We start from the raw sequence: 23,538 nt of genomic DNA, 5'->3' as shown, positions 1-23,538 counted from the left end.
GAAATGAAAAGTTGACGCACCGCGCACCGAAAGATGCGCGGTGGTGGAGGAAGGGCTCAGGCAGCGGGTTTCGCGTGCGCGCCGGCTCGGTCGATGAACAGCGCGAGTTCGATGTCGCGTTCGGTCAGGCCGTCGGCGTCGTGGGTCGACAGCGTGACGTCGACGCGGTTGTACACGTTGAACCATTCCGGATGGTGGTTCATTTCCTGCGCCTTGATCGCGACGCGCGTCATGAAGCCGAACGCTTCGTTGAAATCGGCGAAGCGCAGGCTGCGCTGGATCGCGTCGCGGCCCGGCATGGCCGTCCAGAGCGGCAGGCCTTCGAGCCGGGTCTTGCGTTCTTCGGATGTGAGCTTGTGGATCATCTTGCACCTCTCGTTCGGTAACGGCACCCGCGCGCGGCTGCGCCGCGCGGCGCAGCCGGCACCGGTCATTGTTTCATAGTTGCGGGACGGGCATCCGGGACGGGCGGCCGGCATCCGGCGCATGTCGGCGCGCGTCAGGCGTCGGCGTCGTCGGGCCAGCCTTCTCCCGTGCCGCGATGCAGCACGCGATCGCTATCGAGCACCGCGCCGGCCGCGAATTCGGGCAGCGCCGCGAGCCGGTCGGCCAGCGCGCGGCCGTCGACGTCGGCGAGCGCGAACAGTTGCGCGAAATCCTCGATCACGAAGTAGGTCTTCTGGAACGTGTCGATCCGGTACTTCGTGCGCATCACGCGCTCGAGGTCGAAGCCGAGCCGGTTCGGCGCCGCGCTTTCGAGGCTGTACAGGCTCTCGCCCTTGCTCGACACGATTCCGGCGCCGTAGATCGACAGCCCGTTCGTGCCGCACGGGTCGCGGATCAGCCCGAATTCCACCGTATACCAGTAGAGGCGAGCGAGCCGCGCAAGCGCCGCTTCGTCGTCGGCGACCGCGAGCGCGGTGCGGCCGTACGCCTGCATGTAGTCGGCGAAGACCGGATCGATCAGCAGCGGCACATGGCCGAACAGGTCGTGGAAGCAGTCGGGTTCCTGCAGGTAGTCGAGCTGGTCGGGACGGCGCATCCACCAGGTAACCGGAAAACGCCGGTTCGCGAGATGTCTGAAGAACACGCCGTCGGGCACGAGGCCCGGCACGGCGACGATCTCCCAGCCTGTCGCGGGCTTCAACTGGCGGTTCACGTCGGCGAACGACGGCACGCGGTCGGCCGGCAGGTCGATCTTGCCGAGCCCCGCGACGAACGCGTCGCAGGCGCGCCCGCGCAGCAGCGCCGACTGGCGTGCATAGAGCTGCTTCCACACCGCATGGTCGACCTGGCCGTAGCGTTCGAGCGGCTGGTCGATGGTGAAATCTGCGCGGGTTTCGAGGCCCGCGTCGAACTGCTCCTGCAGTTTTGCGGTGACGACGGTGGACATGATCAGGCTCTGCACGCTGTGGTTGGGAACCATGCAAGTGTAGAGCGGCCTGCGCGCGGAATGGGCGCAAAGTTGGCGTTGATTTGCTTGATGATGCGATAATCTCGCATTAAATTACGAATCAATGCGGAGAATGCTCATGCTGGAACTCGATCACTTCGATCTCGCGCTGCTGGACGTGCTGCAGCGCTTCGGTCGCGCGACGCATCAGCAGCTCGGCGAGGAGGTGCCGCTGTCGCCGTCGCAGATCGGCCGGCGGCTGCAGCGGCTCGAGGCGGCCGGCGTGATCGAAGGCTATCGCGTGATGCTGCGGCCCGAAAAGCTCGGGCTCGGCGTCACCGCGTTCACGAGCCTGAAGCTCAAGCATCACGGCGATTCGATCATCGAGCAGTTCCAGCAGCAGATCGACGTGCTGCCCGAAGTGCTCGAATGCCATGCGGTGGTGGGCGATGCGGACTACCTGCTGCGGATCGTCGCGCCCGACCTGAACGCGCTGTCGCAGTTCGTGATGAAGAAGCTGATGCGCGTGCCGGGCGTCGACAGCGTGCGCTCGAACATCGTGCTGACGACCTTCAAGCGCAACGGTGCGCTGCCGCTCGCGCATCTGGCGCCCGGCGCCGCGTGACGCGGCGGCAGGGCCAGCGCGAGCCCGTTATTGGCGGGAACCGGCCCCAGGCGGCGCGCGCCGCACCGCCGACGGCGGGGCCGGATCAGGTCGCTTCGTGCTGCGTGTCGGCGTTCAGCAGGTCGACGTACGCGACCGCGACCAGATCGTCCTGCGACACGCCGAGCTTCGTGAACACGTCGTGCGCTTCGGCTTCGCCGCCGGATTCGTCGTCGTCGGGGCCGAGCACGACTTCCAGTTCGATGAAGTCGCCGAGGCCGTCGACGCGGTCGAGGTGGATGCGCGTGCGGCCCGCGAGGTACACGTGCCGTTCCTTCGTCACGATCCCGCGCGTGGTCAGCGCGGTCGCGAGCAGCGCGTGCATCGCGTCGGGATTTGTCACGGGGCTGCGCGTGTAGTACGACGCCTTCGGGCCGTCGCGGTCGTCGCGCTGGTAGAAGATCAGTTCGGCCGGCGTGCCGTCCTCGAAGCGGCGCAGCTTCAGCCGGCCACGCGGCACGTCATAGAAGAAATCCTGCTGGCGGTAGAACAGCGGCGCTTCGGTCGCGAGCGTCGCCGCGCGTTCGCGCAGCTGGTCGAATTCGCGGGCGCGGGCTTTGATCTCGATGTTGCGGGCCATGCGGATCTCCTTCAATCGGGGTCTCGCGGTGTGCGAACGCACAATCTAGCAAAAAGGCAGTGGCGGTGGCGTGACGCCGGGCGGGGGGCGGCGAGATGACGCGTGTTGCGTGCGACGCCGGCGCCCGGCGCGTGGCGGCCGCGCCTTCATCAGCACCGCTCATATCGCCCACTGGGCTTCGATCAGCCGCAGCGCGGCTGCGATCGCCGGCTCGTCGCGCCGCTCGGCGAGCGTCACGAACGTCAGTTCGGTCGGCACCGTCACGCGTTCGACGATCGTCAGCGCGTGCGCGTGCGCTTCGGCCAGCGCGGTCGAGTCGCGCGCGAGCGTCAACCCGATGCCCGATTTGACGAGGTCGAGCATCGACTGCTCTTGGTCGACCTCGGCGACCTTCACCGGCTGCGCGCCCGCTTCCGCAAAGCGCCTCGACAGCAGCCGGTGATGCGCGGATGCCGGCGGCGTCCAGATCCACGGCAGCGCGGCGAGCGCGCGCCAGTCGTGCGCGCGCTGCACGCGCTCCTTCCAGCCGGCCGGCGCCAGCACGCGGTACTGGAAATGCGTGAGCGTGACGGTGTGGAACAGCGCGCCGTCGAGCGGATCGTCCTCGCCCGGCCGGCCGATGTAGTAGCCGACGTCGAGCGCTTGCGCGCGCACCTGATCGATCACCCAGCCCGACATCCCGTGCCGCAGTGCCGTCTCGATCTGCGGATGGGTCTCGACCAGCGCGCGCAGGAAACCGCCGAGCCGCAGGAAGCCCGGATCGAGGATCGTGCCGATCCGCAGCCGGCCGCGCACCTCGTGCCGCAGCGCAGCAGCGGCGCGCTGCACGTCGGCGGCCGCGGCGAGTGCGCGTTCCGCGTGCGGCAGCAGCGTCTGGCCGTCGCGCGTGAGCGCGAGCCCGCGCGACGTGCGCGTGAACAGCGCGACGCCGAGCGTTTCCTGCAGATGCTTGATCTGCAGGCTGACGGCCGGCTGCGTCAGGTGCAGTTGCGCGGCGGCGCGCGTCAGGTTGCCTTCGCGCGCGACCGTCGCGAACGCGCGGAGCAGGGTGAGATCCATCGTCGTGATATGAGCGCGGCTTATAACGCAGTTCAGCATAACTCATTGGATCGGCGGCCGGCAGCCGGAGTACGCTTCATCGGTCGCGTTGCCCGGCGCGTTCCGGCCGGTGCACCTGGCCGGGAGTACGGCAGGGCCGGCGGGCGCTGCCGCAGACACGCGCCGTGACGCACTATGCTGGAAATGATGCGCGGCATCGCAGCGCGCGGGATAAAACAACGAGATTGCATGGGACCAGCGTAAGTGCTAAAGCACGGACTCCGCCCAGTCACACCATGGGGCCCGAGTAAGCGCTAAGGCACTTGCGCGGCGCACAACAACGAACTTTGCATGGGAGCAGCGTAAGCGCTAAAGCGCTAACGTTGGTCGACAGCCGTGGGGATGGAGTAAGCGCTGAAGCACTAACTCCATCCAGCCACGCCATGGGACCAGCGTAAGTGCTAAAGCACTAACTCGGGTCGACCGCCGTGGGGATGGAGTAAGCGCTGAAGCGCTAACTCCATCCAGCCACGCCATGGGACCAGCGTAAGTGCTAAAGCACTAACGCTGGTCGACAGGAGACAAGCAGTGACTACTCAACGCACGCTCGAAGGCGAATTCGATTACGTGATCGTCGGCGCGGGCACCGCGGGCTGCGTGCTCGCGAACCGCCTGACCGAGGATCCCGACATCCACGTGCTGCTGCTCGAAGCGGGCGGCAAGGACGACTATCACTGGATCCATATACCGGTCGGCTATCTGTATTGCATCGGCAACCCGCGCACCGACTGGCTGTACAAGACGCAACCCGAAGCGGCGCTCAACGGCCGCGCGCTGTCGTATCCGCGCGGCCGCGTGCTGGGCGGCTGCTCGTCGATCAACGGCATGATCTACATGCGCGGCCAGCGCGAGGATTACGACAGCTGGGCGCAGGAAACCGGCGATGCGGGCTGGTCGTGGGACAGCGTGCTGCCGATCTTCAAGCGCAGCGAGGATCACCATGCGGGCGCGAGCGACGCGCACGGCGCGGGCGGCTACTGGCGCGTGGAGAAGCAGCGGCTGCGCTGGGAGATCCTCGAATCGTTCGCGCAGGCCGCGCAGCAGACGGGCATTCCGGCGACCGACGATTTCAACCGCGGTGACAATTCCGGGGTCGGCTATTTCGAGGTGAACCAGAAGCGCGGCGTGCGCTGGAATACGTCGAAGGCGTTCCTGCGGCCCGCGATGGCGCGCCCGAACCTGACCGTGATCACCGGCGCGCACGTGCAGCGCGTGATCTTCGAAGGGCGGCGCGCGGCGGGCGTCGAGTATCACGGCGGCGGCACCGATTATGTCGCGCGTGCGCGTGCGGAAGTCCTGCTGACGGCCGGCGCCGTGAATTCGCCGCAACTGCTCGAACTGTCGGGTATCGGTTGCGGCCGGCGGCTGCAGGCGCTCGGTATCGACGTCGTGCAGGATCTGCCGGGTGTCGGCGAAAACCTGCAGGATCACCTGCAGTTGCGGATGGCGTTTCGCGTCGAAGGCGTGCGCACGCTCAACACGCTGTCCGCGCACTGGTGGGGCAAGCTGATGATCGGCGCCGAATACGCGTTGCTGCAGCGCGGGCCGATGTCGATGGCGCCGTCGCAGCTCGGCGCGTTCGCGAAATCCGATCCAGACGATCCCGCGCTCACGCGCCCCGATCTCGAATACCACGTGCAGCCGCTGTCGCTCGAACGCTTCGGCGAGCCGTTGCACAGCTTCAACGCATTCACGGCATCGGTCTGCCATCTGCGGCCGACGTCGCGCGGCAGCGTGCATGTCACGAGCGCCGATCCGGGCATCGCGCCCGCGATCGCGCCGAACTATCTGTCGACCGACCATGATCGCCATGTCGCCGCGAACGCGCTGCGCCTCACGCGCAGGATCGCGTCCGCGCCGGCGCTTGCGCGCTATCGCCCCGAGGAAATCCTGCCGGGCGTGCAGTATCGGACCGAGGCAGAACTGATCGAAGCGGCCGGCGCCGTCGGCACGACGATCTTCCATCCGGTGGGCACCTGCCGGATGGGGCGTGCCGACGATGAACGCGCGGTGGTCGACAGCCGGCTGCGCGTGCGCGGCATCGCGGGGCTGCGGATCGTCGATGCATCGGTGATGCCGTTCATTACGTCGGGCAACACCAATTCGCCGACGCTGATGATCGCCGAGCGCGCGAGCGACATGATCCGTGCCGATCGCCGCGCGGCGCACGACGCGACGCCGGTGCGAACGGGGGCCACGGTGACGGCTGTATGACGGCACGCTGACACGCGCGACAGCGGGCCGTCATGCGGCCAAGCGCTGATTCGATATGCGAAACAAGCTGCCCTTGTATTAGCCATGCCGGTCGCAGCGGTTCGACCGGCAAGATCCATGCAAGGTGCGCGGTTTTTTCGTTGCGCGTATGCCGGGCCTTGCGAGCGATCATCAATCGATGATGCACATGTCAAAAAAGCGTGGCGAAAAACCGTGCATGGCCGCATGCGCGATGGCGGCCAGCCCTATAAGTGCAAATCCCGATGATTGCACTGCACCAACGGCGCGACAATGTTGCGCAATGTGCATACGCGTCGGCGCGGGAGACCACCCTCGAGGCGTACCACGGCGCCCGGGGGCAGCCGGCTGATCCGCTGACCTGTTCGCGGTCGCTTGCACCTCGCTTCCCGGTGCTTCGCCTGACTTCGTACGGAAGGGAACATGATTCTCGGCGACACGATTCTGGAAACACGCGGACTGACGAAGGAATTCAGGGGTTTCACCGCCGTGAACGGTGTCAACCTGCGTGTGCGGCGCGGCGCGATCCACGCGCTGATCGGGCCGAACGGCGCGGGCAAGACGACCTGCTTCAACCTCCTCACCAAGTTCCTGACACCGACGGCCGGCCAGATCGTCTTCAACGGGATCGACATCACCGACGAGCGGCCAGCGCAGGTTGCACGGCGCGGCATCATCCGTTCGTTCCAGATCTCGGCCGTGTTCCCGCACCTGACCGCGCTGCAGAACGTGCGCATCGGCCTGCAACGCGCGCTCGGCACCGAATTCCATTTCTGGCGCAGCGAACGCACGCTGAAGCGGCTCGACGACCGCGCGATGGATCTCCTCACGCAGGTCGGCCTCACCGATTTCGCGCACGTGCCGACCGTCGAGCTTGCATACGGCCGCAAGCGTGCGCTCGAGATCGCGACGACGCTCGCGATGGAACCCGAACTGATGCTGCTCGACGAGCCCACGCAGGGGATGGGCCACGAGGACGTCGACCGCGTGACCGCGCTGATCAAGAAGGTCGCGAGCGGCCGCACGATCCTGATGGTCGAGCACAACATGAACGTGATCGCGGGCATCTCCGACACGATCACCGTCCTGCAACGCGGCGAGGTGCTGGCCGAAGGCTCGTATGCGGAGGTGTCGAAGAATCCGCTCGTCATCGAAGCCTACATGGGCAGCGCCGACGCGGCGCTCGCGGGGGCGCACGCATGAAGCACAGCGAACGGGAGGAACGCGAATTGAGCGGCGTCGAGAGCGGTACGCCCGCGCTGGAGATCACGGGCCTGGAGGCCTGGTACGGGGAATCCCACATATTGCACGGTGTCGACCTGACGGTGCATCGCGGCGAGGTCGTCACGCTGCTCGGCCGCAACGGCGCGGGCCGCACGACGACGATGCGCGCGATCATGGGCCTCACGGGCCGCCGCAGCGGGTCGATCAAGGTCGCGGGCAACGAGACGATCGGCCTCGCGACGCACCGCATCGCGCATTTCGGCATCGGCTACTGCCCGGAGGAGCGCGGAATCTTCTCGAGTCTGTCGTGCGAGGAAAACCTGATGCTGCCGCCGCCGATCGGGTCGCGCGAGCATGCGATGTCGCTCGACGAGATCTACGCGATGTTCCCGAACCTCGCGTCGCGCCGGCAGAGCCAGGGCACGCGACTGTCCGGCGGCGAGCAGCAGATGCTCGCGGTCGCGCGGATCCTGCGCACCGGCGCGAACCTGTTGTTGCTCGACGAGATTTCCGAAGGCCTCGCACCGGTGATCGTGCAGACGCTCGCGCGGATGATCGTCGCACTGAAGGCGCGCGGCTACACGATCGTGATGGTCGAACAGAATTTCCGCTTCGCCGCGCCGCTTGCCGATCGCTTCTACGTGATGGAGCACGGCAGCATCGTCGAGCATTTCCGCGCGGCCGAACTGGAAAGCAAGATGCCGACGCTGCACGACCTGCTTGGGGTGTGACGCCGCCCCGTTTCCCTTGCCGCTAGCCGTGGCGGCCCTCGAATAACCACAACGCATCAGAACAACAGGAGACGTCAATGAAAATGAAGACCCTCGCACACGCCTGTCTCGCGCTCGCGACCGCCGCGTTCACTGCCGGCGCCGCGCATGCCGCGGATACCGTGAAGATCGGCTTCATCACCGACATGTCGGGGCTTTACGCGGACATCGACGGGCAGGGCGGCCTCGAGGCGATCCGCATGGCGGTCGCCGACTTCGGCGGCAAGGTGCTCGGCAAGCCGATCGAGGTCGTCTATGCCGATCACCAGAACAAGGCCGACATCGCCGCGTCGAAGGCGCGCGAGTGGATGGACCGCGGCGGGCTCGACCTGCTGGTCGGCGGCACGAACTCGGCCACCGCGCTGTCGATGAACCAGGTCGCGGCCGAGAAGAAGAAGGTCTACATCAACATCGGCGCGGGCGCCGACACGCTGACCAACGAGCAGTGCACGCCGTACACGGTCCACTACGCGTACGACACGATGGCGCTCGCGAAGGGCACCGGTTCGGCGGTGGTGAAGCAGGGCGGCAAGTCGTGGTTCTTCCTGACCGCCGACTACGCGTTCGGCAAGGCGCTCGAGAAGAACACGTCGGATGTCGTGAAGGCGAACGGCGGCCAGGTGCTCGGCTACGTGCGGCACCCGCTGTCCGCGTCGGACTTCTCGTCGTTCCTGCTGCAGGCGCAGTCGTCGAAGGCGCAGATCCTCGGTCTCGCGAATGCGGGCGGCGACACGATCAACGCGATCAAGGCCGCGAAGGAATTCGGCATCACGAAGACGATGAAGCTCGCCGCGCTGCTGATGTTCATCAACGACGTGCACAGCCTCGGCCTCGAGACGACGCAGGGCCTCGTGCTGACCGACAGCTGGTACTGGAACCGCGATGCGGCATCGCGCCAGTGGGCGCAGCGCTACTTCGGCAAGATGAAGAAGATGCCGTCGAGCCTGCAGGCGGCCGACTATTCGTCGGTGACGACCTACCTGAAGGCCGTGCAGGCCGCCGGCACGACCGACTCCGACAAGGTGATGGCCGAGCTGAAGAAGGCGAAGATCAGCGACTTCTACGCGAAGGGCTATATCCGCGCGGACGGCAGCATGATCCACGACATGTATCTGATGGAGGTGAAGAAGCCGTCCGAATCGAAGGAGCCCTGGGATTACTACAAGGTGCTCGCGACGATTCCGGGCGAACAGGCGTTCACGACCAAGCAGGAAACGCGCTGCGCGATGTGGAAGTAAGCGCGGCGCCGTGGCGCGCGGCCTGATGCGTGCCACGGCGGCGGGCCGGGCGGTGCGCCGGGCACGCACCTGCCGTGCGCCGCATGCGCGCGCAGTGCCTGACGGTTGCGCGCGCAACGAACCTCATTCTGACAGGCGGCAGATTCGATGGAAATCTTTGGCATTCCGTTGCCGGCGATGCTGAGCCAGCTGTTGCTCGGTCTCGTCAACGGCTCGTTCTACGCGATCCTGAGCCTCGGGCTCGCGGTGATCTTCGGCCTGCTCAACGTGATCAACTTCGCGCACGGCGCACTGTTCATGCTGGGCGCGATGCTCGCATGGATGGGCCTGTCGTATTTCGGGCTGCCGTACTGGGCGATGCTCGTGCTGGCGCCGCTGGTCGTCGGCGCGTTCGGGATCGCGATCGAGCGCTCGATGCTGCGCTGGCTGTACAAGCTCGATCACCTGTACGGGCTGCTGCTGACGTTCGGCCTGACGCTCGTCGTCGAGGGCGTGTTCCGCTCGATCTACGGCGCGTCGGGCCAGCCGTACGACGTGCCGTCGCAGCTTTCCGGCGCAACCAACCTCGGCTTCATGTTCCTGCCGAACTACCGCGCGTGGGTCGTCGTCGCGTCGCTCGCGGTGTGTCTCGCGACGTGGTTCGTGATCGAGAAGACACGCCTCGGCGCATACCTGCGCGCGGGCACCGAGAACCCGAAGCTCGTCGAGGCGTTCGGCGTGAACGTGCCGATGATGATCACGCTCACCTACGGCTTCGGCGTTGCACTCGCCGCATTCGCGGGCGTGCTGGCCGCGCCGGTGATCCAGGTGTCGCCGCTGATGGGCCAGCCGATGATCATCACCGTGTTCGCGGTGGTCGTGATCGGCGGGATGGGCTCGATCCTCGGCTCGATCGTCACGGGCCTGATGCTCGGCGTGATCGAGGGCTTCACGCGCGTGTTCTATCCCGAAGCGTCGGCCACCGTCGTGTTCGTGATCATGGCGATCGTGCTGCTGTTCCGCCCGGCGGGCCTCTTCGGCAAGGAAAAATGATGCAGAGAAAAGTGCTCTACGGCGTGCTGCTCGCCGCACTGCTCGCCGCGCCGTTCATCGGCGCGTATCCGGTGTTCGTGATGAAGGTGCTCACGTTCGCGCTGTTCGCGGCCGCGTTCAACCTGCTGATCGGCTATACGGGGCTGCTGTCGTTCGGCCATGCGATGTTCCTCGCGACCGCCGGCTACGCGACCGGCTATTCGATACAGACGCTCGGTTTCACGCCGGAACTCGGCGTGCTCGTCGGCACCGTCGCCGCGACGCTGCTCGGGCTCGTCGTCGGGCTGTTCGCGATCCGGCGGCAGGGCATCTACTTCGCGATGATCACGCTCGCGTTCGCGCAGATGGTCTACTTCATCTACCTGCAGGCGCCGTTCACGCACGGCGAGGACGGCCTGCAGGGCGTGCCGCGCGGCCACCTGTTCGGGCTGCTCGACCTGTCGAACGACGTCGCGCTGTACTACGTCGTGCTGGCGGTGGTCGTCGCCGCGTGCGCGTTCATCGTGCGGGTCGTGCATTCGCCGTTCGGCCAGGTGCTCGTCGCGATCAAGGAGAACGAGGCGCGCGCGATCTCGCTCGGCTACGACACCGATCGCTTCAAGCTGCTCGCGTTCATCCTGTCGGCCGGGCTCGCGGGGCTGGCCGGCTCGCTGAAGGTGCTCGTGCTCGGTTTCGAGACACTCTCCGACGCGTACTGGACGATGTCGGGCCTCGTCGTGCTGATGACGCTCGTCGGCGGGATGGGCACGCTGTTCGGGCCGCTGCTGGGCGCAGCGCTGATCGTTGCTTTGGAAGACCGGCTCGGCGACATCGGCGAATGGCTCGCGTCGACGACGGGCGTTGCATGGTTCCATTCGCTCGGCGAATCGGCGACGATCGTCACCGGGCTGATCTTCATCGCGTGCGTGCTGGCGTTCCGGCGCGGCATCGTCGGCGAGATGGTCGCGCGGATCAAGCCGCTGAGGGCGTCCTGAGCGCGTGCCGCGCGCGTCGCGGCACGTTGATGCGAAGCACCATCCGACGCCCTCGGGAAGGGCGTCGCGACGGGCTCGGGCCGGCGCTGCGCGGCAGACTGGTGCCCCATTTTCGTGCGGCGATGCACCATAGGGGTAAATGCTAAGTTGCCGTGGTGCTTAAGCCTCTTTAAGATTCGTTTCAGTTCTGATGCACCGCGAAACGAATTTGCAGGTGGAGAACGAGGAGACAATCGAGGCACAAAGTGCCCGGACCCCAAAGCGCTGTTGGACGGAATCCAACAGCGCTTTTTCATTTGCGTGCACGGATTTCCACCGATGGTGCATCGGCCTGCGCAATTGCAATATTCCGCGCTTGCATTCGCACCGCGCCTTTTCCGCGCTTCGCCGCGTCCCCCGTTTTTCCCTTTCCCGCAATCCGGTCGCAGACGGCGCGTTGCAATGCGCAGGCTGTCCGGGCTTACCCGGTTGGCGTGCGCGAAACGCGTCCGTTACACTTGGCTTTCGCCGACCGCGCGGTCGGGAAAATCGGTCGGCAGTTCTCCTACAAGCACAATGCAGAAGAGGGAGTACGGTTGGATGAGCAGCGCAGGACGATGGGTCGGGGCAGGAAGGGCGGCTGGCGCCGCTCGTTCGTCATTGGGTGCGCATCGGTACTTCCCGACCTTCCCGAGCCGTCCTGCGGCCGGTACGCGCGTTTCGGCGCGATTCGCCGGCATGGCGCCTTCGCCGGTCGTTGCGCTCGCACCCGTCTCGGCATGAGCTGCCGCTTTCCCGATCTTTCGCCGCCGGCGCGCGTGGCCGGGCCGAGCCAGGCCGGCGCACCTTCCGGCGATCGTTGCGCACGCATCGATCGCCCGCACGATCCCGCATTTCTTTGCCTTCTTCATCCTGACGACACTGCTGCTGCACATCGTGGCGATCGAGCGAACGTGTCGGCCGCGATGTACGCGCATGCGCCGTGCCGTCGGGATCCTGCTGCGGCGGCGGCGTTTCACGGGAAAACGAGCGTAGGCGTGGCAAGACGAGATAGTTAAATTATTAACTTGTTTGGGGAACGGGAGCCGCCCGAGCGACCCGCGAATTTTTCGAGCAGCGTTTGGAGACAACGTAAATGAAGATGAATCGATGGATGGAGGCCGTGCTTGCCGTGGGCCTCGTGTGCGCGGCGGCCACGGCGTCGGCGCAGGTGAAGATCGGCGTGACGCTGTCGGCCACCGGGCCGGCCGCTTCGCTCGGGATTCCGGAAAAGAACACGATCGCGCTGCTGCCGAAGGAAATCGCGGGCAAGAGCGTGCAGTACATCGTGCTCGACGACGCATCCGACACGAGCCGCGCGGTGCAGAACGTGCGCAAGCTGATCGACGAAGACCACGTCGACGCGATCATCGGATCGTCCGTCACGCCGAACTCGCTTGCGATGCTCGACCCCGTGTCGCAGGGCAAGACACCGACGATCTCGCTCGCGGCGAGCGCGCAGATCATCGCGCCGATGGACGCGAAGCGCGCGTGGATGTTCAAGGTGCCGCAGAACGACCAGCTGATGGCCGACGCGATCGCCGGCTACATGGCGAAGCACGGCGTGAAGACGGTCGGCTTCATCGGCTTCGCCGATGCGTACGGCGACAGCTGGTACAAGACGTTCAGCGCGGCGGCCGAGAAGAACGGCCTGAAGATCGTGTCGAACGAGCGCTTCAACCGCACCGATGCATCGGTGATGGGGCAGGTGCTAAAGCTGATGGGCTCGAATCCGGATGCGATGCTGATCGCTGGTTCGGGCACGCCGGCGGCGCTGCCGGCCAAGACGCTGAAGGAGCGTGGCTACAAGGGCAAGGTCTACCAGACGCACGGCGTCGCGAACAACGACTTCCTGCGCGTGTGCGGCAAGGATTGCGAAGGCGAGATCCTGCCGGCCGGCCCGGTGCTCGTGACCGACCAGCTCCCGGATTCGAACCCGGTGAAGAAGGCGGCGCTCGGCTACAAGGCCGCGTACGAGAAGGCCTACGGCGCGGGCTCGCTGGCGACGTTCGGCGGCCATGCGTGGGATGCGGGGCTGCTGCTGCAGCGCGCGATTCCCGAAGCGCTGAAGAAGGGCCAGCCGGGCACCGAGGCATTCCGCGAGGCGCTGCGCGCGTCGCTCGAGAGCGTGAAGGACCTGCCGGTGTCGCACGGTGTGATCAACACGACGGCGACCGATCACAACGGCTTCGACACGCGTGCGCGCGTGATGGTGCAGATCGTCGACGGCAAGTGGAAGCTGCAGGCCGAGTAAGCATCACGTGAAAGCGGCGTGCGCGGCGCGAACGGCGCCGTGCACGCCGTCGGCAGGGCGCCGGGCCTGACGGGCCGCGCCCGTGCCGCATGGAACCGCCGGGGCCCGCCGCATGGCGCCTGACGCGCCGATCTTGCCGTCCGTGCGCTCCGGCCGTTCCCGTCGCCGTTTTTCCGCAGCATTCTCGATACAAGACACGTATGGATCTCTCGATTGCGGCGATCCTCGCGCAAGACGGCATCACGACCGGCGCCATTTATGCATTGCTGTCGCTGGCGCTCGTGCTGGTGTTTTCCGTCACGCGGGTGATCTTCATTCCCCAGGGCGAATTCGTCGCCTACGGTGCGCTGACGCTTGCGGCGTTGCAGGCGCAGAAATTCCCCGCCACCTGCTGGCTGCTGTTCGTGATGGGCGTCGCGTGCTTCCTGCTCGAAGTCGGCGGCCTGATCCGGCATCGCGAACGCCGCCATCAACTCGGCCGCACGCTCGCGACGCTCGGCAGCCGCTACATCCTGCTGCCGCTCGCGGTGTTCGCGATCACGCGCAGTTTTGCCGCGCAGCCGATGCCGATGCTCGCACAGATCGCGCTGACGCTCGCGATCGTCGTGCCGATGGGGCCGTTCGTCTACCGGCTCGTGTACCAGCCGATCGCCGAAGGCACGACGCTGCTGCTGCTGATCGTGTCGGTCGCCGTCCATTTCGCGATGGTCGGCCTCGGGCTCGTGATGTTCGGCGCGGAAGGCTCGCGCACCAACGGGTTCTCGGATGCGTCGCTGTCGATCGGAAGCATGACGGTGTCGGTACAGAGCATCCTGGTCGTCGTCACGGCACTCGTGCTGATCGGTGCGCTGTACGTGTACTTCGGCCGCACGATCGCCGGCAAGGCGCTGCGCGCGACGTCGGTGAACCGGCTCGGCGCGCGGCTCGTCGGCATCGGCACGACCGAAGCAGGGCGGCTCGCGTTCACGTTCGCGGCAGGGCTCGGCGTGCTGTCCGGGATCCTCGTCGGCCCGCTGACGACGATCTACTACGACTCGGGCTTCCTGATCGGCCTGAAGGGCTTCGTCGGCGCGATCATCGGCGGCCTCGTCAGCTATCCGCTCGCGGCCGCCGGCTCGTTGCTCGTCGGCGTGCTCGAATCGTATTCGTCGTTCTGGGCGAGCGCATACAAGGAGGTGATCGTGTTCACGCTGATCATTCCGGTGCTGTTGTGGCGGAGCTTCGTGTCGCCGCACACGGAAGAGGAAGAGGAGTGACGCGATGAAGACGATGGTACGCAACAAGACCTTCTGGGTGTTTCTCGTGGTGCTGTTCGCGTTGCCGGTGCTGCCCGGCGTGCTGCAGGTGCCCGAGTACTGGATCACGCTGCTCAACTACATCGGCCTCTATGCGATCGTCGCGATCGGGCTCGTGCTGCTGACGGGCGTCGGCGGGATGACGAGCTTCGGGCAGGCCGCGTTCGTCGGGATCGGCGCGTATGCGACCGCGTTCCTGACGACGCGGTACGGCGTGTCGCCGTGGCTCGCGCTGATCGTCGGGGTCGTGCTGACGGCGCTCGTCGCGCTGGTGCTCGGCGCGGTCACGATGCGGCTGTCCGGGCACTTCCTGCCGCTCGGCACGATCGCGTGGGGCCTCGCGCTGTTCTACCTGTTCGGCAACCTCGAACTGCTCGGCAAGTACGACGGGATCAACGGGATTCCGGCGCTGAACCTGTTCGGCATCGCACTCGAAAGCGGCCGCAGCCTGTATTTCCTGATCTGGGCCGTCGTGCTGGCCGCGATCGTGTCGGTGCAGAACCTGCTGAACAGCCGGCCGGGCCGCGCGATCCGCGCGCTGCGCGGCGGCGGCGTGATGGCCGAGGCGATGGGCGTGAACACCGCGTGGATGCGCGTCGTGATCTTCGTCTACGCGGCCGTGCTGGCAGCCGTGTCGGGCTTTCTGTACGCGCACCTGCAGCGTGCGGTGAACCCGACCCCGTTCGGCCTGAACCACGGGATCGAATTTCTGTTCATGGCCGTGGTCGGCGGCGTGTCGCACGTATGGGGCGCGGTGCTCGGCGCGGCGATCCTCACCGTGTTGCAGGATTACCTGCAGACGCTGCTGCCGAAGCTGCTCGGCTCGGAAGGCAACTTCGAGATCATCGTGTTCGGCGTGCTGATGGTGCTGCTGCTGCAGTACGCGCGCCAGGGCGTGTGGCCGTTCGTCGCGAGGCTGTTCCCGCGCGGGCCGCGCGCGCATGTGCCCGAGCATGCCGATCCGTTGCCGCAGCGCGAGAAGCCCGCGGCCGGCGAGCCGCTGCTCGTCGTCGACAACGCACGCAAGCAGTTCGGCGGGCTCGTGGCTGTCAACGACGTGAGCTTCGATGTGAAAGCAGGGCAGATCATCGGACTGATCGGCCCGAACGGCGCCGGCAAGTCGACCACGTTCAACCTGGTGACGGGTGTGCTGAAGCCGACGGGCGGCACGATCACGTTCCGCGGCGAGCGCATCGACGGGCTCACGTCGCGCCAGATCGTCCGGCGCGGCATCGGCCGCACGTTCCAGCACGTGAAACTGCTGCCGGCGATGACGGTGCTCGAGAACGTCGCGATCGGCGCGCATCTGCGCGGCCAAACCGGTGTCTGGCGCAGCATCGCGCGGCTCAATGCACACGAGGAAGCGCAGTTGCTGGCCGAAGCCGCACGCCAGATCCGCCGCGTCGGGCTTGAAAAGCACATGTACGACGAAGCGGGCAGCCTTGCGCTCGGCCAGCAGCGGATTCTCGAAATCGCGCGTGCACTGTGCTGCGACCCGACGCTGCTGCTGCTCGACGAGCCGGCCGCCGGGCTGCGTTACCAGGAGAAGCAGCAGCTCGCCGACCTGTTGCGGCGGTTGAAGGCGGAAGGCATGAGCGTGTTGCTCGTGGAACATGACATGGATTTCGTGATGAACCTCACCGACCGGCTGGTGGTGATGGAATTCGGCACGCGGATCGCGGAAGGGCTGCCGCAGGACGTGCAGCAGGATCCGGCGGTGCTCGAAGCGTATCTGGGCGGGGTGGAGTGATGACGGACACGACGATGCCGATTCTCGAAGTGCGCGGGCTGGCGGTCCGATACGGGAAAGTGGAGGCGCTGCACAGCGCGGCGATCAAGGTCGGTGCGGGGCAGATCGTCAGCGTGATCGGCCCGAACGGCGCAGGCAAATCGACGCTGCTGAACGCGATCATGGGTGCGCTGCCGGTGAACGGGCATGCGTCGGGTGCAGTCGTGTATCGCGGCAACGACGTCGGCGCGTTGCCGGTCGAGCAGCGTGTCGCGCGCGGGATGTGCCTCGTGCCGGAAAAGCGCGAGTTGTTCAGCACGATGACGGTCGAGGACAACCTCGTGCTGGGCGCATATCGGCGCAAGCAGGCCGGTGAATCGAACTTCCTCGACCAGCTCGATCACGTGTTCGCGCTGTTTCCGCGGTTGAGGGAGCGGCGCAAACAGGCGGCCGGCACGCTGTCAGGCGGCGAGCGGCAGATGCTCGCGGTCGGCCGCGCACTGATGGGCAAGCCCGACCTGCTGATGCTCGACGAGCCGAGCCTCGGGCTCGCGCCGCTGATCGTGAAGGAGATCTTTCATATCATCAGTGCGTTGCGCGGCACGGGCGTTGCGACGCTGCTGATCGAGCAGAACGCACGGGCCGCGTTGCAGATCTCCGACTACGGTTATGTGCTGGAGACGGGCGAGTTTGCGCTGGAAGGGCCGGCGGCCGAACTTGCGCAGAATCCGCGCGTGATCGAAACGTACCTCGGATTGGCGAAGAAGACGGCTTGATAGTCGCGGCGGTTTGCGGGAAACGGACGGCGTGTTTCACGTGAAACACGCCGTTTTTGTTTGTGGGGTTGGAGCAGTGCTTGATGGCTCGGTGGTTCGTGGTCAGGGGATAAGTGTCCAGGGAACGGTCGGAAGTTCTGTGCGGCGGCGGGATAAGCTGTCCACAGTACGGGTGATGATCCGTCGTCTCGCTCGGCAGTTGATAGTGGCTTGGCCCACAGGCTGGATTCCTGGTGCGTGGATCTCTGCACAGGCTGGCGATGTGTCGAATCGCGGGGGGTAAGTGTCGGACCAACAACATGGAAGTCTGTGAGGAGGCGGGGGCACCGGATCTGGCGCCAAGGTTGTCGTGCCGGCCACAGGAATCGATGTCGGTCTGTCCTCTGCGGGCCATTCCCCGCTGATCTGTTTTTTGCACAGCCACAACGATGTGCGCCAAAGTGGCCGGGAGCCTTGCTGGAGAAGGCGCGACCCCAAGGATTCATCCCCCCGCAGTCGAAAAAACGACGAAATGAACGGACCCTACCATTCGGACGGCCTTCGGGTGAAAAGCGAACCCGCTATAATTCGGCCCATACATTTCTCTGATAGGTTCGTGCGCACTCCTGCGTACGGAATCCACCATGCTTTTTCCCACAGAATTTGACGTCATCGTCGTCGGTGGCGGTCATGCCGGCACGGAAGCGGCGCTGGCGTCCGCCCGAATGGGCGCGAAGACGCTGCTGCTGACTCACAATATCGAAACGCTCGGGCAGATGAGCTGCAATCCGTCGATCGGCGGCATTGGCAAGGGCCATCTGGTCAAGGAAGTCGACGCGCTGGGCGGCGCGATGGCCGCCGCGACGGACGAGAGCGGTATTCAGTTCCGGATCCTCAATTCGTCGAAGGGCCCGGCCGTACGTGCGACGCGTGCGCAGGCCGACCGCATCCTGTACAAGGCCGCGATTCGCCACCGGCTCGAGAACCAGCCGAATTTGTGGCTGTTCCAGCAGGCCGTCGACGACCTGATGGTCGAAGGCGACCACGTGGTGGGCGCCGTCACGCAGATTGGCATCCGCTTCCGCGCCCGCGCGGTCGTGCTGACGGCCGGTACGTTCCTCGACGGCAAGATCCATGTCGGCCTGAACAACTACACGGGCGGTCGCGCGGGCGATCCGGCGGCCGTATCGCTGTCGTCGCGCCTGAAGGAGCTGAAGCTTCCGCAGGGCCGCCTGAAGACCGGTACGCCGCCGCGTATCGACGGCCGCACGATCGACTTCTCGAAGCTGGACGAGCAGCCGGGTGACCTCGATCCGATCCCCGTGTTCTCGTTCCTGGGCCGTGCAGAGCAGCATCCGCAGCAGTTGCCGTGCTGGGTCACGCACACGAACGAACGCACGCACGACATCATTCGCGGCGGCCTCGACCGTTCGCCTATGTATACAGGCGTGATCGAGGGCGTCGGGCCGCGTTATTGCCCGTCGATCGAGGACAAGATCCACCGGTTCGCATCGAAGGAGTCGCACCAGATCTTCCTCGAGCCGGAAGGGCTGACGACTAACGAGTTCTACCCAAACGGGATTTCGACGAGCCTGCCGTTCGACGTCCAGCTCGAGCTCGTGCATTCGATGCGTGGCCTCGAGAACGCGCATATCCTGCGCCCCGGCTACGCGATCGAGTACGACTACTTCGACCCGCGCGCGCTGAAGGCATCGCTCGAGACGAAGGCGATCAACGGGCTGTTCTTTGCGGGCCAGATCAACGGCACGACCGGCTACGAAGAGGCGGCCGCGCAAGGCCTGCTGGCCGGCCTCAATGCGGGCCGCTACGTGCAGGAGAAGGACGCATGGTGCCCGCGCCGCGACCAGGCATACCTTGGCGTGCTGGTCGACGATCTCGTGACGCGCGGTGTGGCCGAGCCGTACCGGATGTTCACGAGCCGCGCCGAATATCGCTTGAGCCTGCGTGAAGACAACGCCGACATGCGCCTGACCGAGATCGGCCGCGAACTGGGCCTCGTCGACGACGTGCGTTGGGACGCATTCAGCCGGAAACGCGACGCTGTTTCACGTGAAACCGAACGCCTGAAATCGACGTGGGTCACGCCGAAGACGCTGCCGCCGGAAGAGGCGACCGCGCTGCTCGGCAAGGCGATCGATCACGAATACAGCCTCGCCGAGCTGCTGCGCCGTCCGGGCGTCGGCTACGACGGCGTGTGCGGCCTGAAGGGTGGCGAATGCGGCCCGGCCGAGCCGCTCGCCGACGATCCGGTGCTGCTCGAGCAGATCAAGGAGCAGGTCGAGATCGGCATCAAGTATCAGGGTTATATCGAGCGTCAGGCATCCGAGATCGAACGCAACGACGCGAACGAGAGCACGCGCCTGCCGGACGGTATCGATTACCGCGAAGTTCGCGGCCTGTCGTTCGAGGTGAGCCAGAAGCTCAACGAGTTCCGGCCGGAAACGATCGGGCAGGCGTCGCGCATTTCGGGCGTCACGCCGGCGGCGATCTCGCTGCTGATGGTGCACCTGAAGCGCCGCGGCCTGGGCCGCCGTAATGGCACTGCCGCAGAGGCGACGGAGCAGGGGGACGGCGCCGTCCCGACGCAACAATGACGGCGCGTCGCGCGCCGGCGGTTAATCGGGACGTACTGGAAGGGATGCTCGTCGACGGCACGACGGCGCTCGACCTCACGCTGACGGATACACAACGCAACCAGTTGCTCGACTATGTCGCGCTGCTCGGCAAGTGGAACGCGGTCTACAACCTGACCGCGATCCGCGACCCGAAGCAGATGCTGATCCAACACATCCTCGATTCGCTTTCGATCGTCCCGCATCTGCGTGGCCGTGCGACGGCCCGCGTGCTCGACGTCGGTTCGGGCGGCGGGTTGCCCGGGATCGTGCTGGCGGTCGTCGAGCCGGACTGGCAGGTCACGCTGAACGATATCGTGCAGAAGAAGTCTGCATTCCAGACGCAGATGCGCGCGGAGCTGAAGCTCGCGAACCTGTCGGTGGTCACCGGGCGGGTCGAATCGCTGCGGCCGGGCGTCGAAGTGCCGGAAAAATTCGACATGATCGTGTCTCGCGCCTTCGCTGATCTGTCCGACTTCGTTACACTTGCTCGACATCTGGTCGCGCCGGGCGGATCGATCTGGGCAATGAAGGGCGTACACCCGGACGACGAGATTGCGCGGTTGCCGGAAGGCAGCCGCGTGAAGCAGACGATGCGGCTGGCAGTGCCGATGCTCGATGCCGAGCGGCATCTGATCGAAGTGGCCGTCGACGAAGCGAAATGAAGGCGCGCGGTACGCGCCGTTTGTTTGAAGGTAAAGGGAACACACCAACGATGGCAAAGATCTTCTGCGTTGCGAACCAGAAGGGGGGCGTCGGCAAGACGACGACATCGGTCAATCTCGCCGCAAGCCTTGCAGCGCAGGAGCAACGAGTCCTGCTGATCGATCTCGACCCGCAGGGCAACGCGACGATGGGCAGCGGGATCGACAAGGCCGCGTGCGAATCGACCGTGTACGAAGTGCTGGTCGACGGCGTGTCGGTGACCGATGCACGCGTGCGTCCGGACGGCGTCACCTACGACGTGCTGCCCGCGAACCGCGAGCTGTCCGGTGCCGAGATCGAGCTGATCAGCATCGACAACCGCGAGCGCCGGCTGAAGGCCGCGCTCGAGCACGTGGCCGACGACTACGACTTCGTGCTGATCGATTGCCCGCCGACGCTGTCGCTGCTGACGCTGAACGGGCTATGCGCGGCGCATGGCGTCGTGATCCCGATGCAGTGCGAATACTTCGCACTGGAAGGGTTGTCGGACCTCGTCAATACGATCAAGCAGGTTCACGCGAACATGAACCGCGACCTGAAGATCATCGGCTTGCTGCGCGTGATGTTCGATCCGCGCATCACGCTGCAGCAGCAAGTCTCCGATCAACTGAAAGCGCACTTCGGCGACAAGGTGTTCGACGCGGTGATTCCGCGCAACGTGCGCCTGGCGGAAGCGCCGAGTTACGGGCTGCCGGGCGTCGTGTTCGACCGCAGCTCGCGCGGTGCGCAAGCGTATCTGCAGTTTGGTGCCGAGATGATCGAACGCGTTCGTGCGTTCGAGGTGTCGTGATCCGGACATGAGCGAAGCGAGGAAGAAAGACATGAACGCGGTACCAAAGAAGAAGGGCTTGGGACGTGGCCTCGAAGCGCTGCTCGGCGGCAGCGCCGATATCACCGAAGCGGTGAAGATCGAAGGCGCACCGAACACGCTCGCGCTTGGCAAGCTGCAGGCCGGCAAGTACCAGCCGCGGACGCGGATGGACGAAGGCAGCCTGCAGGAGCTGGCGGCAAGCATTCGCGCTCAGGGCGTGATGCAGCCGATCCTGGTACGGCCCATTTCATCAGACAAATACGAGATCATCGCGGGCGAGCGGCGTTTCCGCGCGGCGCGCCTGGCCGGACTCGACGAAGTGCCGGTGCTCGTGAAGGACGTCTCCGATCAGGCCGCCGCGGCGATGGCGCTGATCGAGAATATCCAGCGCGAGGATCTGAACCCGCTTGAAGAGGCGCACGGCATCCAGCGCCTGCTCGACGAGTTCGGGTTCACGCACGAACAGGCGGCCGAATCGGTCGGCCGTTCGCGCAGCGCGGTGTCGAACCTGCTGCGCCTGCTGAACCTCGCATCGCCGGTGCAGACGATGCTGCTGGCCGGCGACCTCGACATGGGGCACGCACGCGCGCTGCTCGCCGTCGACGCGGCAACGCAGATCACGCTAGCCCATCAGGTCGTCAACAAGCGCATGTCGGTGCGTGAGACCGAAAAGCTCGTCGCGCACACGACGAAGGAAGCGCCGACCGTGAAGGCGCGCGCGAAGGACGACGGCGGCCGCGACACGCGCCGTCTCGAGGAGGAGTTGTCTGACCTGCTCGCGTCGACGGTGAGGATCAAGCTCGGCCGCCGCGGGCGAGGGCAGGTGATGATCGACTTCGGTAACCTCGATGCACTCGAGGGCATTCTCGCGCGGCTGCGCGGCAACGTAGCGACCGAAGAGTAACGAGTTGACGATGGAGAAGACGGGCGCACCGGCGCCGCGCCGGTGGCTCGGATGGCTTGCGCAGGAGCCCGTACTGTCGGTGCTCGCGCTGGGCCTGATCGTGCTGCAATGGGTGCGTCCGCAACCATTTACCGTACTGGCCGGGCGCGTCGACTGGCAAACGGTCGCGACGCTCGCGGGCCTGCTGATGCTGACCAAGGCGCTCGAGTTGTCCGGCTGTCTGATGTGGCTCGCGCACCGCATCGTGCATCATGTGCATTCCGAACGCGGGCTCGCGATGCTGCTCGTCGTGTTCGCGGCGGTGCTGTCGATGTGGCTGACCAACGATGTCGCGCTGTTCGTCGTCGTGCCGTTGATGGTATCGCTGCGCGCGCTGACGCCGCTGCCGTTCCGGCGGCTCGTGATCGTCGTCGCGCTGGCCGTCAACGCGGGGTCCGTCGCGACGCCGCTCGGCAATCCCCAGAATCTTTTCCTGTGGCAATTGAGCGGCATGTCGTTCGGCCGCTTCGTGGTCACGCTCGGGCCGCTCGCGCTCGCACTGATGGCGCTGCTGCTTGCGCTGACCGCGTGCGCGTTTCGCGCGAAACCGCTCGACCTGTCCGGCGACGTCGTCGCATTGCCCGTGCAGCGCATGCACGCACTGATTGCAGCGGTGCTGTTCGCGGCATTCGTGCTGCTCGCCGATGCGCACCATCCGCTGCCGGGTCTGGTTGCTGTCGCGATCGTGCTGTTCGTCGTAAAACGTGACGCAGTCCTGAAGATCGACTGGCTGCTGCTGCTGATCTTCGTACTGATGTTCGTGGTGCTGCGCAGCGCGGCTGCGCTGCCCGTCGTGCACGATGCGATTGCGCATGCGCATCTCGATTCGCCGCTGCGCGTATTTGCGGCCGGCGCCGTACTGTCGCAAGGAATCAGCAACGTGCCGGCCGCGATCCTGCTATCGGAATTCACGCACGACTGGCGTGCGCTCGCGTTCGGCGTATCGGTCGGCGGCTTCGGTTTCGCGATCGGTTCGCTCGCGAACCTGATCGCGGTGCGTCTCGCGAAGGAGCCGCGCATGTGGCTGCCGTTCCACCTGGTCTCGATTCCGTTCGCGCTCGTGAGCGCGGCACTCGGCGCGTGGCTGCTCGTGCACGGTTGAGCGTTGCGGGTGCGTGCGGCACCGGCATGCCGTTCGAGTGGCGGGGAGGGGGCACGACGTTCGCGATGATTGCGAGGCTGTTGATAAG

Annotated in this window: 21 protein-coding genes; 16 read left to right on the top strand and 5 right to left on the bottom strand. The window is 65.9% G+C overall.

Annotated elements, in window-relative coordinates:
- Positions 1-56 precede the first annotated feature (56 nt).
- Both OEJ37_RS32175 and phhA read right to left on the bottom strand, forming a co-directional pair.
- Positions 57-434: a 4a-hydroxytetrahydrobiopterin dehydratase gene (locus OEJ37_RS32175; protein WP_263349006.1), complete on the bottom strand. Its 378-nt coding sequence runs from the start codon at positions 432-434 to the stop codon at positions 57-59.
- A gap of 65 nt (positions 435-499) precedes the next feature.
- Positions 500-1,426, bottom strand: coding sequence for a phenylalanine 4-monooxygenase (gene phhA / locus OEJ37_RS32170; protein ID WP_263349005.1), 927 nt, complete (start codon positions 1,424-1,426; stop codon positions 500-502).
- Positions 1,427-1,532: 106 nt separating this feature from the next.
- Between phhA and OEJ37_RS32165 the strand changes: the two genes are divergently transcribed.
- Complete coding sequence (locus OEJ37_RS32165) at positions 1,533-2,018, top strand: Lrp/AsnC family transcriptional regulator (protein WP_006408082.1); 486 nt, start codon at positions 1,533-1,535, stop codon at positions 2,016-2,018.
- An 85-nt stretch (positions 2,019-2,103) separates the two neighbouring features.
- On the opposite strand, the gene OEJ37_RS32160 is transcribed toward OEJ37_RS32165, so the two are convergent.
- Entirely contained in the window at positions 2,104-2,637 is a 534-nt protein-coding gene (locus OEJ37_RS32160; protein ID WP_175920661.1) for a class IV adenylate cyclase, read from the bottom strand.
- 159 nt (positions 2,638-2,796) lie between these two features.
- On the bottom strand, positions 2,797-3,696 hold the full coding sequence (locus OEJ37_RS32155) for a LysR family transcriptional regulator (RefSeq protein WP_174418316.1): 900 nt from the start codon (positions 3,694-3,696) through the stop codon (positions 2,797-2,799).
- A gap of 567 nt (positions 3,697-4,263) precedes the next feature.
- Here OEJ37_RS32155 and OEJ37_RS32150 point away from each other — a divergent pair.
- From OEJ37_RS32150 to OEJ37_RS32125, 6 genes are all read left to right on the top strand, one after another.
- Positions 4,264-5,949 (top strand): GMC family oxidoreductase, encoded by a 1,686-nt coding sequence (locus OEJ37_RS32150; RefSeq protein WP_263349002.1) that lies wholly within the window; start codon positions 4,264-4,266, stop codon positions 5,947-5,949.
- A 441-nt stretch (positions 5,950-6,390) separates the two neighbouring features.
- Positions 6,391-7,170: an ABC transporter ATP-binding protein gene (locus OEJ37_RS32145; protein WP_006477266.1), complete on the top strand. Its 780-nt coding sequence runs from the start codon at positions 6,391-6,393 to the stop codon at positions 7,168-7,170.
- Positions 7,167-7,922, top strand: coding sequence for an ABC transporter ATP-binding protein (locus tag OEJ37_RS32140; protein WP_263349000.1), 756 nt, complete (start codon positions 7,167-7,169; stop codon positions 7,920-7,922). Before OEJ37_RS32145 ends, OEJ37_RS32140 begins: the two co-directional genes overlap by 4 nt.
- 77 nt (positions 7,923-7,999) lie before the next feature.
- Positions 8,000-9,199, top strand: a complete 1,200-nt coding sequence (locus OEJ37_RS32135; protein WP_174418312.1) for an ABC transporter substrate-binding protein — start codon at positions 8,000-8,002, stop codon at positions 9,197-9,199.
- A gap of 147 nt (positions 9,200-9,346) precedes the next feature.
- A complete protein-coding gene (locus OEJ37_RS32130; protein ID WP_175920665.1) occupies positions 9,347-10,231 on the top strand; it encodes a branched-chain amino acid ABC transporter permease in 885 nt (294 codons plus the stop codon).
- Positions 10,231-11,205 (top strand): branched-chain amino acid ABC transporter permease, encoded by a 975-nt coding sequence (locus OEJ37_RS32125; RefSeq protein ID WP_174418363.1) that lies wholly within the window; start codon positions 10,231-10,233, stop codon positions 11,203-11,205. The genes OEJ37_RS32130 and OEJ37_RS32125 overlap by 1 nt, the downstream gene beginning before the upstream one ends.
- A gap of 491 nt (positions 11,206-11,696) precedes the next feature.
- Here OEJ37_RS32125 and OEJ37_RS32120 read toward each other — a convergent pair whose 3' ends face one another.
- A complete protein-coding gene (locus tag OEJ37_RS32120; RefSeq protein ID WP_263348993.1) occupies positions 11,697-12,095 on the bottom strand; it encodes a hypothetical protein in 399 nt (132 codons plus the stop codon).
- Between the two features lie 224 nt (positions 12,096-12,319).
- Between OEJ37_RS32120 and OEJ37_RS32115 the strand changes: the two genes are divergently transcribed.
- The 9 genes from OEJ37_RS32115 (at position 12,320) to OEJ37_RS32075 (ending at position 23,450) form a co-directional block, all read left to right on the top strand.
- Entirely contained in the window at positions 12,320-13,477 is a 1,158-nt protein-coding gene (locus OEJ37_RS32115; protein ID WP_263348991.1) for an ABC transporter substrate-binding protein, read from the top strand.
- 200 nt (positions 13,478-13,677) lie between these two features.
- Positions 13,678-14,733, top strand: a complete 1,056-nt coding sequence (locus OEJ37_RS32110) for a branched-chain amino acid ABC transporter permease (protein ID WP_174418310.1) — start codon at positions 13,678-13,680, stop codon at positions 14,731-14,733.
- A 4-nt stretch (positions 14,734-14,737) separates the two neighbouring features.
- Complete coding sequence (locus tag OEJ37_RS32105; RefSeq protein ID WP_174418309.1) at positions 14,738-16,522, top strand: ABC transporter permease subunit; 1,785 nt, start codon at positions 14,738-14,740, stop codon at positions 16,520-16,522.
- The gene (locus OEJ37_RS32100) at positions 16,522-17,277 is read left to right on the top strand and encodes an ABC transporter ATP-binding protein (protein WP_174418308.1); all 756 of its coding nucleotides are present in this window, start codon (positions 16,522-16,524) and stop codon (positions 17,275-17,277) included. Before OEJ37_RS32105 ends, OEJ37_RS32100 begins: the two co-directional genes overlap by 1 nt.
- A 623-nt stretch (positions 17,278-17,900) precedes the next feature.
- A complete protein-coding gene (mnmG, locus tag OEJ37_RS32095; RefSeq protein ID WP_175920670.1) occupies positions 17,901-19,871 on the top strand; it encodes a tRNA uridine-5-carboxymethylaminomethyl(34) synthesis enzyme MnmG in 1,971 nt (656 codons plus the stop codon).
- The gene (gene rsmG, locus OEJ37_RS32090; protein ID WP_175920672.1) at positions 19,868-20,554 is read left to right on the top strand and encodes a 16S rRNA (guanine(527)-N(7))-methyltransferase RsmG; all 687 of its coding nucleotides are present in this window, start codon (positions 19,868-19,870) and stop codon (positions 20,552-20,554) included. Before mnmG ends, rsmG begins: the two co-directional genes overlap by 4 nt.
- A gap of 50 nt (positions 20,555-20,604) precedes the next feature.
- Positions 20,605-21,384 carry a ParA family protein gene (locus OEJ37_RS32085; protein WP_152860542.1) on the top strand — a complete coding sequence of 260 codons (780 nt, stop codon included), beginning with the start codon at positions 20,605-20,607 and terminating at the stop codon, positions 21,382-21,384.
- A gap of 31 nt (positions 21,385-21,415) precedes the next feature.
- Entirely contained in the window at positions 21,416-22,309 is an 894-nt protein-coding gene (locus tag OEJ37_RS32080) for a ParB/RepB/Spo0J family partition protein (RefSeq protein WP_174418305.1), read from the top strand.
- 10 nt (positions 22,310-22,319) lie between these two features.
- Positions 22,320-23,450 carry an SLC13 family permease gene (locus tag OEJ37_RS32075; RefSeq protein WP_174418304.1) on the top strand — a complete coding sequence of 377 codons (1,131 nt, stop codon included), beginning with the start codon at positions 22,320-22,322 and terminating at the stop codon, positions 23,448-23,450.
- The last annotated feature ends 88 nt before the right edge of the window (positions 23,451-23,538 follow it).

This window comes from Burkholderia sp. BKH01, from assembly GCF_025685725.1.
Taxonomy (GTDB): domain Bacteria; phylum Pseudomonadota; class Gammaproteobacteria; order Burkholderiales; family Burkholderiaceae; genus Burkholderia; species Burkholderia pyrrocinia_C.
The sequence above is the reverse complement of the archived record's forward strand: the minus strand, read 5'-3'. Positions and strand labels throughout refer to the sequence as shown.